This window comes from Kribbella sp. CA-293567, from assembly GCF_027627575.1.
GTDB lineage: Bacteria > Actinomycetota > Actinomycetes > Propionibacteriales > Kribbellaceae > Kribbella.
The window spans coordinates 4,970,666-4,986,724 of record NZ_CP114065.1 but is presented as its reverse complement, the minus strand read 5'-3'; the positions used below and the strand labels follow the sequence as shown (position 1 = coordinate 4,986,724).

Sequence of the window (16,059 nt, the reverse complement as noted above, 5' to 3'; positions counted from 1 at the left end):
ACCCTTGTTGTCTCGAAACTCGGTCGAGTTGTTATCAGGAACTGGCGATTGCCGGGGTTTTCAGGCGGCAACAGGGCATCATGAACGCCGTGCCGACCCCGTCCGAATCCCTCACCGTCGGGGCTGCCGCGCGCCGGCTCGGGATCGCCGCGCCGACGCTGCGGAGCTGGGAGCGAAGGTACGGATTGAGCCCGAGTGCGCGGTCAGCGGGCGGTCATCGGCGCTACAGCGCCGAGGATCTGGCCCGGCTCCGGGCGATGCTGCGGCTCGTCGATCAAGGCGTTCCGACGGCGGAAGCGGCAGCCGCCGTTCGTGACCGGATCTACACCGCTCCACTACCCAGTGTGACATCCGCCACTTCAGTTGCCGAGGGCACCGGGAACCGGTCACAGGGAGTACCCAAACCTCAGCCCGTACGCCGATCCGCGGCGTCCCGCGCCGAGCATCAGGGCAAGCCCGTCGACCTGTTCGAGATCGCGAACGCGATGGACAGCGACCGGCTCACCCACGAGGTGGCCCGCAGTCTCGACCGGTCGGGCGCGGTCCAGGCCTGGACCAGCCGGCTGATGCCGCTGCTGGTCGAGGTCGGGAGCCAGTGGGAGCGCACCGGCGCGTGTGTCGAGGTGGAGCACCTCGCGTCCGATGCTGTGGCCGGTGGGCTCAGGTACCACACCCGCCGGGCGATCGAGCAGCACAAGCCCGACGAGGCAGAGCGGGCCGTCGTGCTCGCCTGTCTCGAGCGGGAGGACCACGCGTTGCCGCTGCTGGCAGTCGCGGCCGCACTGGCCGAGCGCGGCATCAGAGTGCGCACACTGGGTGCCGCGACGCCGGTCAGATCGCTCTCTGAGGCCGTACGCCGAATCCGGCCGGCCGCGGTCTTCATCTGGTCCAGTACACGTGCGACAGCCGACCTGGACGCGGTGCGCTCCCTCGCGCGCACCAGGCCGTCGTACCAGCTCGTGGTGGGCGGGCCTGGGTGGCAGAAGGTCGGGAAGCCTGACGGCTGGGTGAGCACCCTTGCCGAGGCCGTGACCGCGCTGGTCACGGCAGTGCGGCCCTAGGACGCTAGGACGCCGGGTCGTAGTTGAAGAACACGTGGCCGCCGTGGGGTGTGCCGCGCTCACCGGTCAGCGCGCGGATGACCATCTCGTGCGTGACCGCGAGCACCGGGCCGTCCGTGGAGGCCGTGTGCCGGGCCAGCGCCGCCCGGGCTCGCGCCCTGACCGCCGACAGCGGCTCCCATGCCCGGCGGATGCCCTCGGGCCACTCGCCGTCGTACTCGTCGAGCTCCGCCTGTGCCGCCCGGGCGTCGGCAACACCGCGCCAGGAACAGGTGCTGTCCGGCAGCCAGTCGCGCAGGTCGTGGTCCACCCGTACGCCCAGGGCGAGGCGGTGGCCGATGATGGCGGCACTGTGCAGGGAGCGGGTGAACGGCGAGCTGACCAGGTATGTGGCACCGATGCCACTCAGGAGGTCCGCAGCGGCCTCTGCCTGCTTGCCCCCCTCTGGAGTCAGCGGGGCGGCGTCAGTGGCCATTCCGGGCCAGCCACGGCTATCCACGGGCTCGTAGTCGGGCCGGCCGTGCCGGATCAGGTAGATCTGGGTCACGAGATCGTCCTACCGCAGGTGCCGTGCCCCCGCCCAGCCTCTGGCGCGGCTGGGCGGTAGCGCGGTCGGGTCGGTCAGGGAACTCGGCGGCCGCACGGTGTGCTGTCCGCCGAGCAGATGGTCCAGGTCGAACTCGGGCCGCATCTCCTCGGTCGCTTCCGCGGACCAGGCGTCGTCGGTGGTCGAACCTTCCTCCAGCCAGCGCACCTCGGTCGCGCCCTGGTGTCCGTGCACGGCCAGCACGGACTCCAGATCGGGCCACACCGCGGTCGCCGGGTTGTTGCCACGCCAGCGCAGCGCCACCGATCCGTCGGTGAACACACATCCCTCGGCAACCACTCCGGTGCCCGACACCCCGCTGAGATCACGAAACCGAACCAGCTCGAACGTCCGCGGCCTCACCGCCGGCCTCACCACCGTGCTCGCACCCCTTCGGCCGTCCCTCGCGAAGCCTCACCCTGTTGCGACCCTCAACGACCCACCCACGGCCCTGGTTACAGATGGGGTAGGCTCGATCTCGTGAAGCGTTGCTATTGGCGATTTTTTGAGTGGCCGGCTGTGGTGCCGGGTTGCTCAGCTGATCGCTGACGCCTGACCACGAACCAGAGCCGGCTACGAGGCAAGGACAATCGTCCTTGCCTTTTCTCGTTCCCCAGCCGGCGCTGATCTCGGGTTCCACCGTGGTGTGCCGGCGGAAAGGTTTCCCATGAACACCCTCCCGCAGCAGGCCCCACCGGTACCGCAGAGCGCGGTCGTCGACCGGCGGATCGAGAAGACCGTCCCGTTGATCACCCCGCTGGCGCTGCACGAGGAGCTGCCGCTGAGCCGGCAGCTCGCCGAGACCGTGGTGGCCGGCCGTCAGGCGGTCACCGACGTGCTGAACGGCGACGACGACCGGCTGCTGGTCGTCGTCGGCCCGTGTTCGGTGCACGACGCCAAGGCCGCCCTGGAGTACGCCGAACGCCTCGCCCCGATCGCCGAGCGGCTCTCCGACGGTCTGCTCGTGGTGATGCGCGTGTACTTCGAGAAGCCGCGGTCGACCCTCGGCTGGAAGGGCCTGATCAACGACCCGGGACTCGACGGCTCCGGCGACGTGAACACCGGGCTGCGGACCGCCCGCGCGCTGCTTCTCGAGGTGCTGGCCAAGGGGCTCCCGGTCGGTTGTGAGTTCCTCGACCCGATCACCCCGCAGTACATCGCGGACACGGTCGGCTGGGGCGCCATCGGCGCGCGGACCGTCGAGAGTCAGGTGCACCGGCAGCTCTCGTCCGGGCTGTCGATGCCGATCGGGATGAAGAACCGCCCCGACGGCAGCATCGCCACCGCCGTCGACGCGATCAAGGCAGCCGCCGTACCGCACGTCTTCACCGGGATCGACCACGACGGTGCACCCGCGATTCTGCACACCCGCGGCAACCCCGACTGCCACCTCGTACTGCGTGGCTCCGACGCCGGCCCCAACTACGACGCGGAGTCGGTCGCGGCAGCCACCGGCCTGCTCGGCAAGGGCGGGCTGCCGGAGCGAGTGGTGATTGATGCGAGCCACGGCAACAGCCGCAAGGACCACCGTCGCCAGCCGGTCGTCGCCGCCGAGATCGGCGAGCAGGTGGCCGCGGGCAACCAGGCGATCGTCGGCGTGATGCTGGAGTCGTTCCTGGTCGAGGGCCGCCAGGACCTGGATCCGACCGAGCCGCTCACCTACGGCCAGTCGATCACCGACGCGTGCCTCAGCTGGGAGACCACCGAGACCGTGCTGGAGGGTCTGCGCGACGCCGCGATCCGGCGGCGTACGGGGGCGTGAACTTCAGGGAAATGTCGGCTCACACCGGCCCCGGCCGGCCAGGTCCTGACCTAGGGTCCGGAGCATGACCGAAATTTCCCGCCGCCTGGTTCTTGGTTCCGCGGCCGGTGGGGCAGCGCTGTCGCTGCTCCCACCGTCGCTGCACGCGGCGATGGCGCAACCCGTCCGGCCCGGTGGTCTCGACGCGATCGAGCACGTGATCGTGCTGATGCAGGAGAACCGCTCCTTCGACCACTACTTCGGCACGCTGCGCGGCGTCCGCGGGTACGGCGACCGGCTGCCGCTGCGGCTGCGGAACGGCAAGTCGGTGTACCACCAGCCGGTCACCGGTGGCGGCGAGGTGCTGCCGTTCTCGCTCCGCAGGGCCGCGGCCGACGCCGGGCGCAAGCCGGGCGACATCCAGTACCTCGGCGATCTGCCGCACGGCTTCACCGATGCGACCAACGCCTGGAGCAACGGCTGGAACGACGACTGGGTGCAGGCCAAGACTGCCGCGACGATGACGTACTACGACCGCCGCGACATCCCGTTGCAGTACGAACTGGCCGAGACCTTCACCATCCTCGACGCCTACCACTGCTCGGTGAACGGCTCCACCAACCCGAACCGGAACTACCTGTGGTCCGGGACGACGGGCTACGAGCCCGGTACGACGCGACGCGCGGTCACCAACGCGGCGTACTCCTACGACCACCAGGGGTACGACTGGACGGCGTACCCCGAGCGGCTGGAAGCGGCCGGTGTCTCCTGGCAGATCTACCAGGAGTGGGACAACTTCACCGACAACGCGGTTGAGTACTTCAAGACGTTCAAGGAGCTCGGCCGCCGGATCCTCGCCTCGGTGCCCGGCTACCGCACCACCGAGGAGTTCTACGACAAGCTTTTCGCCAAGAGCCCGGCCGAGCGGGCCGCCGCGCTGAAGTTGCTGGCGGATGCGGTCGCCGAACAGCCCGCGGCCGACCAGCGGCTCTTCCACCGAGCGATGTACCGCAGCGAGCCCGAGTCGCTGGTACCGCGCGTCCGCGCCGACATCCTGGCCGGCAAACTGCCCGCGGTCAGCTGGCTGGTCCCGTCGGCGATCGACTCCGAGCACCCCGGCTCGTCGACCCCGATCGGCAGCGCGAACCTGGTCTACGACCTGCTCGACGCCATCGCGGCCGATCCGGAAGTCTGGTCGAAGACGGTGCTGCTGATCAACTTCGACGAGAACGACGGGTTCTTCGACCACGTCCCGCCGCCGGTCGCGCCACGTCCGTCCTCCGGCGAGGGCGACGACTGGTACGCCGGCCGCCCGATCGGCCTCGGTCCGCGGGTTCCGATGACCGTGGTGTCGCCGTGGTCGGTCGGTGGGCACGTGAACTCCCAGGTTTCGGACCACACCTCGGTACTGCAGTTCCTCGAGCGCTGGACCGGAGTCGAGGAGCCAAACATCAGCTCCTGGCGTCGCCAAGCCTGCGGTGACCTCACCAGCGCCTTCGACTTCAAGCGGTCGCACCGGCGGCCGTCGGTCGACGCACCCGGCCCGGTGCCTGCCCCGATCTCGCGCTGGAAGCCGACGCCGCCAGTCGTCCAGGCGTTGCCGATGCAGGAGCCGGGACGTCGGCCCGCCCGCGCATTGCCTTACCAGCCGGCAGTTTCGGGCCTCGTTGCCGACGGCAAGCTGAAACTGCGACTCGGCAACAAAGCCGACGAGGCGGCCCACTTCACGGTCTACCCGTACGGCGGTGAGCTGCCCGAGCCGGCGCATTTCGACGTCCGAGGCCAGCTCTACACCGACGTCCCGGTCAGCGGTCCGTACGAGCTCGCGGTGCAGGGGCCGAATCGTTTCTGGGTCGAACTGGCCGGCTCCGTCGAAGGCGTCGCGGCAGGCCTCGACGTACGGGTCGAGCGGGACGGCGCCTCGCTCCGCGTCGAGCTCGAGAACACCGGTACCAAGCCGCTCAGCGTGAAGCTCAAAGCCCGTGGGTACGGCAGCCGCACGATCAACCAGGACGTCCGGGGCAAGCAGACCCGTTCCCTGAGTTGGCCGACCGACCAGGGCTGGTACGACGTCGAGGTGACGACCGCCGAGGACACGACGTACCGGCGGCGGCTGACCGGGCACTTGGAGAACGGCGCACCAGGCGTCACCGGCTGAGGCGTCACCGGCTGAGCGGTAGCCGGACAGCAGGGGGGAGCGGCGTCGCGACCGGGTTCGCCCGGAACGACTGCAGCATGAAAGCGGCGAACCGCCGCGACGCCGCCACCCGCGACCGCGGTGAGTCCGTGCGGATTCCCTCGTTCGCCATCAGCGCGAGGACGAGGTCCTCGAGGACGAAGTCCTCGCGCAGGTCGCCCGCCTCCTTGGCGCGGCGGACCAGTTCGAGCACGAGTCGAAGGGACTCGTCCCGCTCGGTGGCGAAGTCGGCCGCGAGCGGCAGGCGTGAGGTGAACGCGCGGGCGAAGCCGCGATCGAGCGCGTGCATCTCCATCAACTTCTCCACCACCAGGGTGAATCCCGTCCACGGATCGTCCGCGGCCAGCCCCTCCTCGACCACCGAGGAACACAGGTGCAACTGCTCCTCGAAGGCCGCGGTCAGCAGCTCCTCCTTGGTCCGGAAGTGCCGGTAGACGGTCGCCACCCCGAGTTCCGCCCGCCGCGCGATCTCCCGGATCGGCACGTCGAGACCGTCGGCGGCGAAGGCCAGCCGGGCGATGGCGAGGATCCGCTCGCGGTTGTCGCGTGCATCCGACCGGAGCCTGGTTCCCACTTGTGCCGTCACCTCTCTCACTTTAGTCAAACGGACGGGGTGCTCCGTTACGTTCGCCGGTATGAGAGCCGTTCAGTTCAGCCACTATGGTCCGCCCGGCGTCGTCCACGTCGCCGAGGTGGAAGAGCCCAAGGCCGGCGCGGGGCAGATCCGCGTCGCCGTCAGAACGTCGGGGATCTCGCCCGGCGAGACCTATATCCGCTCCGGGCGGTTGCGCGAGCTGGTGCCGACCACCTTCCCGTACCTGTCCGGGTTCGACGCCGCGGGGGTGGTGGACCAGGTCGGTGAGGGCGTCACCGGCGTGCGCGTCGGCGACGAAGTCTTCGGTATGACGACCATGACCGAGCGCGGCGCCAACGCGGACTTCGCCGTTCTGGCGGCGTGGGCGCCGAAGCCTTCCAGTTGGAGCTGGGAGGAAGCGGGAGGCGCCGCAGGCAGCGTCGAAACGGCCACGCGAGTGCTCGATCTGCTGGCCGTAAGGGCCGGGCAAACCCTGCTGGTGCAGGGCGCGGCAGGTGCTGTGGGCACCGTCGCGGTCCAGCTCGCGGTGGCGCGTGGCGCGCGAGTGATCGGCACGGCCAGTGAGCACAACCACGAGTTGCTGCGTTCGTTGGGCGCGGAGGCGACGACGTACGGGGAGGGGCTGGTGGAACGGGTGCAGGAGCTCGCTCCGGACGGAGTGGATGCGGTGTTCGACTGCGCGGGAGGGACGCTGCCCGACCTGATCGCGATCGCGGGGGAGCCGGCACGGGTGGTGACCATCGCGGACTTCGATGCCGCCGCGCACGGCGTACACATGTCACACAGCGCGCCGGCCGACGAGACGGGGAAGGCGCTGGGAGCCGGTGCGGATTCGCTGGCGGTGCATGGTCTCGCGGTTGCCGTGAAGCTCGCTGCCGAAGGCGGTCTGCGGGTGCCGGTCGCAGCGACGTTCCCGCTCGAGGAGGCGGCGGCGGCTCACGAGCTGAGTGAAACCAGGCACGCGCGCGGGAAGATCGTTTTGTTGCACTGAGCAACTACAAGCGTGACGGGCAGCCGCAGGACTCGCGGTGCATGATCTCCGCCGGCAGGCGGATCGTCTGGGGCGGTGCTTCGCGGTCCGTCATCCGGCGGAGGAGGAGCTGGACCGCCCGGGCGCCGATCGCCGCGGACGGCTGGGCGATGGTGGTCAGTCCCGGACTGAACAGGTCGGCCCAGGCGAAGTCGTCGAAGGCGACGACGGCCAGGTCGCGGGGCACCTTCAGACCGGCTGCCTTCAGCGCGCCCAGTACGCCGATGGTCATGCCGTTGTTGCCGGCGAACACCGCGGTCGGAGGCTCGGGCAGGTCGAGCAGCGCCAGGGTGGCGCGGCGGCCGCCTTCGCTGGTCGAGGCGCCGTCGACGATCAGCGCGGGATCGACGGCCAGGTCGGCACGCTGGTGAGCCAGGCGATATCCGCGCAGGCGCTCGGCGCTGGTGGACAGGCCGGCGATCCCGGCCACCATCCCGATCCGGCGATGGCCCAGCGAGATCAGGTGATCGATCACGGCCGCCGACGAGGCCTCGTTCTCGACGCCGACCTGATCGGCGCGCAGTTCGGGATCGATCCGGTCGACGATCACGTAGGGCACCGGATGGTCGCGCAGCAGCGGCAGGGTCAGCTCGCGCCAGCCGTCGGAAGGGGCGATCACCAGGCCTTCGATGTGGTGGGCCAGCAGGTTCGCGACCGCGGTCGACTCGTGTCTGGCCTCGTCACGGGTGTCGACGATGATCAGGTTCAGCCCGGCCCGGGTGGCCTCGCCGTCGATGCCCTGCACGAGTTCGACCCAGTACGGGTTGGAGGCCGCCGTCAGGGCGAGACCGATCGTCTGGTTGGAGCCGGCGGCGAGCGAGCGGGCGATCGGATGGTGCTCGTAGCCGAGCAGCCGCATGGCCTCGTGCACGCGTTCGCGGGTCGCGGCGGCGACCAGCCGGGTGCCGTTGACGACGTGCGAGACCGTGGTCACCGACACTCCGGCGCTCTGGGCGACCTCCGTCATGGTGACCATCCGTCGAATCGTCGTCGCTCCCCGTACTTTGCGCAACCCTTTGCGCAAAAGCCACGGCGATGAATCCCGGGTCTGGGCCAACCGCTGGTAACTTGCCGCGATCTGGGCAAGGGTGGCAACAGTTCGGGGCGATATCTGGGGAGGGATCGTTCGTATGGACGTACTGGCAGTTCCTGACGACGAGCTGGAGGACCTGCGGTCGAGGCTGCGACGGACGAGGTGGGCAACGAGTTGGCCGGGGACCGGATGGGAGGCCGGTGCCGACGGCGCTGAGCTGCGCAGACTGGTCGAGTACTGGGCCGACGGCTTCGACTGGCGCAAGCAGGAGGCCGAAGTCAATGCGCTGCCTTCGCACTTCGCCGAGCTGGACGGCGTACCGGTGCACTATCTGCGGTACGACGGTGAACACCCCGGCGCGCTGCCGATCGTGCTCACGCACGGCTGGCCGAGCTCGGTGCTGGAGCTGACCGAGCTGGCGCAGCGGCTGGCCACCCCTACGCGGTACGGGGGAGTGGCAACGGATTCGTTCACCGTGATCGTGCCGTCCCTGCCCGGGTTCGCGTTCTCGCCCCAACGGCCTTCGTTGCCACCGGCAACCGGGACGCACGAGCTGTGGCACCGGCTGATGCACGACGAGCTGGGCTTCGCCCGGTACGGCGCTCACGGTGGCGATCTCGGCGCCGGGATCAGCTCGCTACTCGGGCAGACGTATCCCGAGTCGGTCGTCGGCATCCACGTGCTCGCGGTGGCGAACCCGGCGAAGTACGAGGCGGCGGAGCTGACGCCCGGGGAGCAGTCCTACCTGGCCGCCGAGGCCGAGTGGTTCACCGAGGAAGGTGGCTACGAGCACGAGCAGCGGACGCGGCCGGCCACTTTGAGCGCCGGGCTGTCGGACTCGCCCGCCGGCCTGCTCGCCTGGCTCCTGGAGAAGTACCGGGCCTGGACCGACTGCGACGGCGATCTCAGCAGCCGGTTCAGCGACGACTTCGTCCTGACCCAGGCATCGCTGTACTGGTTCACGAACTCGATCTCGACCTCGTTCCGGCCGTACTACGAGTTCCACCGTGGTCACCGCGAGCGCGTCATCTCGGTGACCGTGCCGACCGCGATCGCCGTCTTCCCCGAAGACCTGGTCCGCCCGCCGCGGAGCTGGGCGGCCCGGACCTACCACGTCACCCGCTACACGGCGATGCCGCGAGGCGGCCACTTCGCCGCCTGGGAAGAACCCGAACTCCTGGCGGACGATCTGATCGCCTTCTTCCGCAATCTGCGGTGAGCCGAACACACCGACAGGCAGTAGTCCCGAATTACCCGCGCCGGAGGCATTGGCTGAGCGTGAGTGCCCGGCGCGGAGCCGACTACTGCCTGTCGGTGTGTCCGCGGGCTACCTGGCGATAGGAGCGGTGCGGGCGGCGATGAGGCTGATCAGGTCCGCCGGGGCGAGTCCCAGGTCCAGGCCTCGGCGGCCGCCAGAGACGTAGACGGTCTCGTGGGCGGTCGCCGTCTCGTCGACGACGGTGGGCAAAAGGCGCTTCTGGCCGATCGGGCTGATGCCACCGACGACGTAGCCGGTGATCCGCTCGGCCGCCGCCGGGTCCGCCATGGTCGCCTTCTTGCCGTTCAGCGCGGCGGCGACCGCTTTCAGATCCAGCTGCTTGTCGACCGGTACGACGCCGACCGACAACTTGCCGTCCACCTCTACCAGCAAAGTCTTGAACACCTGCTCCGGCTGGAGTCCGAGCGCCTCTGCGGCCTCCAGTCCGTACGACTTCGCCGCTGGATCGTGCTCGTAGGTATGCGTCGTGAACGCGACGCCCGCCTTCGTCAGCGCGACCGTCGCCGGTGTGCCCTGTCCGCTCTGCTTACCTTTTGCCACCCCCGAACCCTACGACGTCGGCAGCGGCGTGAGACGCACGCAGCAGTGTCCTGGGCGGGGCTCGAGCATCGCCTGGAACTCTGTGTCGCCGAGGCCGTCGAGCAACCCTCCGAGCAGGTGCAGCGTCATGTTGCAGACGAGTTCGGGGTGGTTCCTCGCCAACGCCTTGAACGGGCAGTTGGCCAGCTCGACCACAGATCCCGTACGCCGCGGCTCGAACCCGTGCGCCTGCAGCACCTCGGCGAGCGGCGTACCGGGGTGAGCTCGAGCGGCGGATTCGCCGTACTCACGGGCTCGGCGCTCCAGTGCGCTTCGGGGTGAGCAGCCGGATGCCTCGGCGTCCTCCACTGCGGCCGCGAGCAGGTGGCCGGCCACGTCGTACTGGCGCTCGGGGATGGACACCCCGATCTCGCGGTCGGAGCGGCGGTAGAGCTTGGCCGGGCGGCCGGCGCCTGGTCCACTGCGGCCGGTACGCCGCTCGAACACCACTGTCAGCAGGCCTTCGCCGGCCAGTTTGTCGAGATGGAAGGCAGTGGTCGTTCGAGGGATGCCGAGCGCAGCGGCGGCTTCCTCGCGGCTGACCGGGGCGGGCTCGGCGACCACATGGTCGTAGAGCCGCCGCCGGGTCGGTTCGTCGAGCGCGGCGACCGCCTGGATGCTCGCCTCGGTCGGCTGGTCCACGAGAGGATTCTATCGACAACTTTCGTTGACGGAATAGTAGAGTTACTTTGAAGGTCAACTTTCTCGAGGTGGGGGCGCTAGATGACGACGATCCAGCCGGAGCTCGACGCGGTGGCGCTCCACGTGGTCGGTGGGCGGCCCGAGATCGACCTCGCGGCGGCCGAGCGGGCGGTGGCCGACCTGCTGGTGGCACTGGGCCGCGACCCGCTCAGCGCGCATCTGGCGGACACGCCTCGCCGGGTGGCGCACGCGTACGCCGAGATGCTGACACCGCGCGAGTTCGAGCTGACGACGTTCCCGAACGACGAGGGGTACGACGAGCTCGTGCTGGCCCGCAACATCCCGGTCCAGTCGCTGTGCGAACACCACATGCTGCCGTTCCAGGGGGTCGCGCACGTGGGCTACCTGCCGGGCGCGCGCATCCTCGGGCTGTCCAAGCTGGCTCGCGTCGTCGAGTTGTTCGCGCGTGACCTGCAGGTGCAGGAGCGGTTGACCAAGCAGGTCGCCGACTGGCTGCAGGACCAGCTCGCGCCCCAAGGGGTGGGCGTGGTGATCGAGGCCGAGCACCAGTGCATGTCGTTGCGGGGTGTTCGCGCGATCGGTTCGAAGACGGTCACGTCGGCGCTGCACGGCCTGCTGCGCGAGAGCCCTGGCTCGCGCCAGGAGTTCTTCAGCCTGACCGGTATCGCGACGACCTGACCCCGTCCCGCCCCGGGCACGGGGTGGGCGCGGCGGACCGGCGTACGGGTCAGAAGGTGGCCACCGCCGGTGGGTGGTGGGTGTGACGGCCGGTCGCCAGGATGTGGGCGACCTCGCCGGGCAGCAGATCGGTGCCGGGTACGGTCTCCATCTCGGAGACGTCGAGCCAGCGGACGACGGTCGAGCCGCAGTGGCCGTGCACCGCGAGGATCGAGTCGAGGTCCGGCCAGACCGCGGTCGACGGGTTCTGGCCGTGCCAGCGCAGGGCGACCGATCCGTCGGTGAACACGCATCCTTCGGCCACCGTTCCGGTGCCGGAGACACCGCTGACGTCGGCATATCTGACGAGTTCGAAGGTCTGGGGTTTCACCGGTGGACCTCTTCGGTCGCCGCGGTGGGCTGGGTCTGCCGGCTGCTGCCGGACGGCTTGCTGGGATGGCCTGAGGGAGTTGCCATGGTCCTTTCCCCGGATGTCGGCGTGGCTCAGGGATTCGCCACAAACCGGGGGACCGGCACGGACTGTCAACGGGCAAGGACGGTCTGTAGCGAGTCGAGCACTGCAAATCAAGGTAGAACCAACGGGGCGGACGCGCCAGTGGTCGCCGGGTGTGTCTCGGTCTTCGATCCGTTCGGCCGACAAATGGTGAGCCGAACGGACGGCACGCGTGATCGAATACGGAAGTGTTCCTGACCATCGCCACGCGCTCCGACCGACCGGATGCTCCTGCCACCGACCTCGGATTCCTGCTGCACAAGAACCCGGCCCGGCCGCAGTCGCTGGAGGTCGCGGGTGGAACGGCGCATGTCGTCTACCCGGAGGCGACGGCGGAGCGCTGTACGGCGGCGGTGCTGCTGGAGATCGACCCGGTCGCGTTGGTGCGCTCGGGCAAGGGCCGGGAGGGCTTCACTCTCGGCCAGTACGTCAACGATCGACCGTACGCCGCGTCCAGCCTGCTCGCGGTCGCGCTCGGCAAGCTCTTCCGTACCGCGATGAACGGCCGCTGCGACGCGCGCCCGGAGCTCGCGGCCAGCGCGCTGCCGCTGGAACTCCACGTGCCCGCGCTGCCGTGCCGGGGCGGAGCCGCCCTCGCCGAGCGCTTCTTCGCCCCACTCGGCTGGACCGTCGACGCCCGCCCGGTCCCGCTCGACCCGGAGATCCCTGCTTGGGGCGACTCCCGGTACGTCGACCTCCGGCTGACCGGCACCCTCCGCCTGGCCGACGCTCTCAACCACCTCTACGTCCTGCTGCCGGTGCTCGACGACGCCAAGCACTACTGGGTTGACACCGACGAGATCGAGAAGCTCCTCCGCGCCGGCGAAAGGCTGGCTGGCCACCCACCCGGACAAGGAACTGATCTCCCGCCGCTACCTGGCCCACCGTCGCAACCTGACCGACACCGCTCTGGAGCGCCTGACGGAGTCGGACGGCGCCCTGCTTGCGGAGGAGCCGATGTCGGAGGTGGGCGACGACACGCAGCCCGTTCCCCTCGGCCAGCAGCGGCGAGCGGCAGTGCTGGAGGTACTGCGGCAGATCGGCGGCCACCGGGTCGGTGACCTCGGCTGTGGTGAGGGTCTGCTGGTGGCCGAACTGCTGAAGGACGGACGCTACGACCAGGTGGTCGCGACCGACGTCTCCACCCGGGCACTGGGGTACGCCGAGAAGCGGCTGCGCGTCGCCGAGATGTCCGATCGCCAGCGAGAGCGCCTGCGGCTGTTCCAGTCGTCGGTCACGTACGCCGACGCGCGGCTGGCCGGGCTGGATGCCGCGGTGCTGATGGAAGTGGTCGAGCACGTGGATCCGCCGCGGCTGCCCGCGCTCGGTCAGGCCGTTTTCGGAGCGGCCCGGCCAGGAGCGGTCGTGGTGACCACGCCCAACTCGGAGTACAACGTGCGGTTCGAGAAGCTCGATGCTGGTGCCTTCCGGCATCCGGATCACCGGTTCGAGTGGACCCGGCAGGAGTTCCGCGACTGGGCCGACGGCATCTGTACGGCGTACGGGTACGTCGTCGAGCTCCGTCCGGTCGGGCCCGACGATCCCGAGGTCGGGCCGCCCACCCAGCTCGCCGTGTTCACCCGGAAGGAGACCAGCTGATGACGGCCATCGGCGTACCGGCGCTCAGTCTCGTCGTGCTGATCGGCGCCAGTGGCTCGGGCAAGTCCACCTTTGCCCGCAAGCACTTCCGCGGTACCGAGGTGATCTCCAGCGACGTCTGCCGGGGCCTGGTCTCCGACGACGAGAACGACCAGGCTGCCACCAAGGACGCCTTCGCGGTGCTGCACTTCATCGCGGCCAAGCGGCTGGCCGCCGGCCGGCTGACGGTGATCGACGCGACCAACGTCCAGCCCGAGGCGCGCAAGGAGCTGATCGCGCTCGCGCGGGAGCACGACGTGTTGCCGGTGGCAATCGTCCTGGATCCGCCCGAGCAGGTCTGCACCGCCCGCAACGAGCAGCGACCCGATCGCCAGTTCGGCCAACAGGTCGTCGTCCGGCAGCGGTCGCAGCTCCGGCGCGGCCTGAAAAGCCTGAAACGCGAGGGTTTCCGGAGTGTCCACGTACTCGACTCGGTCGAGGAGATCGATGCCGTCAGCATCGAGCGGACCAGGCTCTTCAACGATCTGACCGACCGGACCGGACCGTTCGACATCGTCGGCGACATCCACGGCTGCCGCGCCGAACTGGAGGAGCTGCTCAGCTCGCTCGGCTACGCGATCACCCGTGACGACTTCGGCCGCGCGGTCGACGCCGTCCACCCGGCTCGCCGCGCGATCTTCGTCGGCGATCTGGTCGATCGGGGCCCGGACACTCCCGGCGTACTGCGGCTGGTGATGGGCATGGTCGCGGCCGGTCACGCCTACTGCGTCACGGGCAACCACGAGGACAAGCTGCTGCGCTCGATGCGAGGCAAGAAGGTGCGGATCAACCACGGTCTCGCGGAGTCGCTCGAGCAGCTCGGCGCGGAGTCCGAGGAGTTCCGCGCGGAGGTCGCCACCTTCATGGACGGCCTGATCTCGCACTACGTCTTCGATCAGGGCAACCTGGTCGTCTCGCACGCCGGCCTGGTCGAGCGCATGCACGGCCGGACCTCGGGCCGGGTCCGTTCCTTCTGCCTGTACGGCGAAACGACCGGCGAGACCGACGAGTTCGGCCTGCCACTGCGCCACCCGTGGGCCAACGAGTACCGCGGCCGCGCGATGGTCGTCTACGGCCACACACCGACGCCGGAGCCGGAGTGGATCAACAACACGATCTGCCTGGACACCGGCTGTGTGTTCGGCGGATCGCTGACCGCGCTGCGTTATCCCGAACGCGAACTGGTGCAGGTCGCCGCGGCGAAGCAGTACTACAAACCCACGAAGCCGCTGCACGTCCCGGCCGCACCCGAGCGTGAGCCGGACGTCCTCGACATCACCGACGTGGTCGGCCGGCGGGTGATCGAGACCGCTACGCACGGCCGGATCAGTGTCCGGGCCGAGCAGGCCGGCGCCGCGCTCGAGGTGATGAGCCGGTTCGCGATCGATCCACGGTTCCTGCTCTACCTGCCGCCCACGATGAGCCCGGTCGAGACCTCGCCGGTGCCAGGGCTGCTGGAGCACCCGACGCAGGCGTTCGAGACGTACAAGGCGCAGGGCGTCACCGAGCTGGTGTGCGAGGAGAAGCACATGGGCTCGCGGGCCGTCGTACTGCTGACCCGGGACGACGACGTCGCGGAGAAACGCTTCGGGCTGGCCGGGCGCGGTGCCGTGCACACCCGGACGGGCCGGTCGTTCTTCGACGCGACGCTGACGGACGAACTGCTGCTCCGGCTGCGGGTGGTGGCCGAAGAGGCCGGGCTGTTCGAGGAGCTGGACACGTCCTGGTTGCTGTTCGACGCTGAGTTGTTGCCGTGGAGCGCGAAGGCCGGCGAGCTGCTGCGCAACCAGTACGCCGCCGTGGGTGCGGCCGCGCGAAGTTCCTTGCCTGCGGCAACTGTTGCCCTCGAATCCGCTGCGGCGGCAGGGCTCGACGTGGGCGACATGCTTGCGCGGACTCGGCGGCGTACGGTGAATGCGGAGTTGTTCAGTGAGGCATACCGACGGTACTGCTGGCCGACCGAAGGGCTTGAAGGAGTGCGAGTGGCACCCTTCCAGCTCTTGGCTTCCGAAGGCGCGACGTACGCGGAGAAGCCGCACGCATGGCACCTGGAGCTGGCTGATCGAATGGTTGCCGCAGGCCCTGTTTTGGTCACGCCGACTCGTCGCCTGTACGTCGACCTCGAGTCGTGGGATGCCGGGGTCGCGTGGTGGGAGGCGCTCACCGGCGCCGGCGGTGAAGGCATGGTCGTCAAGCCCGCGGCCAACCTCGTCCGGACGCCGAAGGGGCTCGCGCAGCCGGGGCTGAAGGTCCGCGGGCAGGAGTACCTGCGGCTGATCTACGGCCCCGACTACACCGAGCCGGAGAACTTCAGCCGGCTCCGCGACCGCAAGCTCGGGCACAAACGGTCGCTGGCGCTGCGCGAGTACGCCGTCGGCCTGGAGTCGCTGGAGCGGGCCGCGCGCGGTGAACCGCTCTGGCGCATCCACGAATGCGTCTTCGCCGTGCTCGCCCTGGAGTCCGAGCCGGTCGACCCGCGCCTCTGA

Annotated in this window: 15 protein-coding genes and 1 pseudogene; 9 read left to right on the top strand and 7 right to left on the bottom strand. The window is 69.5% G+C overall.

The window, feature by feature from the left end:
• Positions 1-89 precede the first annotated feature (89 nt).
• A complete protein-coding gene (locus OX958_RS22775) occupies positions 90-1,061 on the top strand; it encodes a MerR family transcriptional regulator (RefSeq protein WP_270131215.1) in 972 nt (323 codons plus the stop codon).
• Between the two features lie 4 nt (positions 1,062-1,065).
• On the opposite strand, the gene OX958_RS22770 is transcribed toward OX958_RS22775, so the two are convergent.
• Together OX958_RS22770 and OX958_RS22765 are read right to left on the bottom strand one after the other, a co-directional pair.
• Complete coding sequence (locus OX958_RS22770; RefSeq protein WP_270131214.1) at positions 1,066-1,608, bottom strand: histidine phosphatase family protein; 543 nt, start codon at positions 1,606-1,608, stop codon at positions 1,066-1,068.
• Between the two features lie 9 nt (positions 1,609-1,617).
• Positions 1,618-2,010, bottom strand: coding sequence for a hypothetical protein (locus OX958_RS22765; protein ID WP_270131213.1), 393 nt, complete (start codon positions 2,008-2,010; stop codon positions 1,618-1,620).
• 304 nt (positions 2,011-2,314) lie between these two features.
• Between OX958_RS22765 and OX958_RS22760 the strand changes: the two genes are divergently transcribed.
• Together OX958_RS22760 and OX958_RS22755 are read left to right on the top strand one after the other, a co-directional pair.
• The gene (locus OX958_RS22760) at positions 2,315-3,409 is read left to right on the top strand and encodes a 3-deoxy-7-phosphoheptulonate synthase (RefSeq protein WP_270131212.1); all 1,095 of its coding nucleotides are present in this window, start codon (positions 2,315-2,317) and stop codon (positions 3,407-3,409) included.
• 64 nt (positions 3,410-3,473) lie between these two features.
• On the top strand, positions 3,474-5,546 hold the full coding sequence (locus OX958_RS22755) for a phosphocholine-specific phospholipase C (RefSeq protein ID WP_270131211.1): 2,073 nt from the start codon (positions 3,474-3,476) through the stop codon (positions 5,544-5,546).
• Between the two features lie 4 nt (positions 5,547-5,550).
• On the opposite strand, the gene OX958_RS22750 is transcribed toward OX958_RS22755, so the two are convergent.
• Positions 5,551-6,171, bottom strand: a complete 621-nt coding sequence (locus OX958_RS22750; RefSeq protein ID WP_270131210.1) for a TetR/AcrR family transcriptional regulator — start codon at positions 6,169-6,171, stop codon at positions 5,551-5,553.
• A 49-nt stretch (positions 6,172-6,220) separates the two neighbouring features.
• Here OX958_RS22750 and OX958_RS22745 point away from each other — a divergent pair, with 49 nt between their 5' ends.
• Positions 6,221-7,171: an NADP-dependent oxidoreductase gene (locus tag OX958_RS22745; RefSeq protein WP_270131209.1), complete on the top strand. Its 951-nt coding sequence runs from the start codon at positions 6,221-6,223 to the stop codon at positions 7,169-7,171.
• Positions 7,172-7,175: 4 nt separating this feature from the next.
• Here OX958_RS22745 and OX958_RS22740 read toward each other — a convergent pair whose 3' ends face one another.
• Complete coding sequence (locus tag OX958_RS22740) at positions 7,176-8,186, bottom strand: LacI family DNA-binding transcriptional regulator (RefSeq protein ID WP_270131208.1); 1,011 nt, start codon at positions 8,184-8,186, stop codon at positions 7,176-7,178.
• A 154-nt stretch (positions 8,187-8,340) separates the two neighbouring features.
• Between OX958_RS22740 and OX958_RS22735 the strand changes: the two genes are divergently transcribed.
• Positions 8,341-9,462 (top strand): epoxide hydrolase family protein, encoded by a 1,122-nt coding sequence (locus OX958_RS22735; protein WP_270131207.1) that lies wholly within the window; start codon positions 8,341-8,343, stop codon positions 9,460-9,462.
• Between the two features lie 108 nt (positions 9,463-9,570).
• Here OX958_RS22735 and ybaK read toward each other — a convergent pair whose 3' ends face one another.
• Positions 9,571-10,062: a Cys-tRNA(Pro) deacylase gene (gene ybaK / locus OX958_RS22730; protein ID WP_270131206.1), complete on the bottom strand. Its 492-nt coding sequence runs from the start codon at positions 10,060-10,062 to the stop codon at positions 9,571-9,573.
• A gap of 9 nt (positions 10,063-10,071) precedes the next feature.
• On the bottom strand, positions 10,072-10,743 hold the full coding sequence (locus OX958_RS22725; RefSeq protein ID WP_270131205.1) for a helix-turn-helix transcriptional regulator: 672 nt from the start codon (positions 10,741-10,743) through the stop codon (positions 10,072-10,074).
• 81 nt (positions 10,744-10,824) lie between these two features.
• On the opposite strand from OX958_RS22725, the gene folE reads away from it, so the two are divergent.
• Positions 10,825-11,442 (top strand): GTP cyclohydrolase I FolE, encoded by a 618-nt coding sequence (gene folE / locus OX958_RS22720; protein ID WP_270131204.1) that lies wholly within the window; start codon positions 10,825-10,827, stop codon positions 11,440-11,442.
• A gap of 49 nt (positions 11,443-11,491) precedes the next feature.
• On the opposite strand, the gene OX958_RS22715 is transcribed toward folE, so the two are convergent.
• Complete coding sequence (locus OX958_RS22715; protein WP_270131203.1) at positions 11,492-11,812, bottom strand: hypothetical protein; 321 nt, start codon at positions 11,810-11,812, stop codon at positions 11,492-11,494.
• Between the two features lie 311 nt (positions 11,813-12,123).
• Here OX958_RS22715 and OX958_RS22710 point away from each other — a divergent pair.
• From OX958_RS22710 to OX958_RS22700, 3 genes and pseudogenes are all read left to right on the top strand, one after another.
• Positions 12,124-12,720, top strand: a pseudogene (locus OX958_RS22710) (3' terminal RNA ribose 2'-O-methyltransferase Hen1); the annotation flags it as partial.
• A 1-nt stretch (position 12,721) separates the two neighbouring features.
• On the top strand, positions 12,722-13,534 hold the full coding sequence (locus OX958_RS22705) for a 3' terminal RNA ribose 2'-O-methyltransferase Hen1 (RefSeq protein WP_270131202.1): 813 nt from the start codon (positions 12,722-12,724) through the stop codon (positions 13,532-13,534).
• Positions 13,534-16,059: a polynucleotide kinase-phosphatase gene (locus OX958_RS22700; protein ID WP_270131201.1), complete on the top strand. Its 2,526-nt coding sequence runs from the start codon at positions 13,534-13,536 to the stop codon at positions 16,057-16,059. Before OX958_RS22705 ends, OX958_RS22700 begins: the two co-directional genes overlap by 1 nt.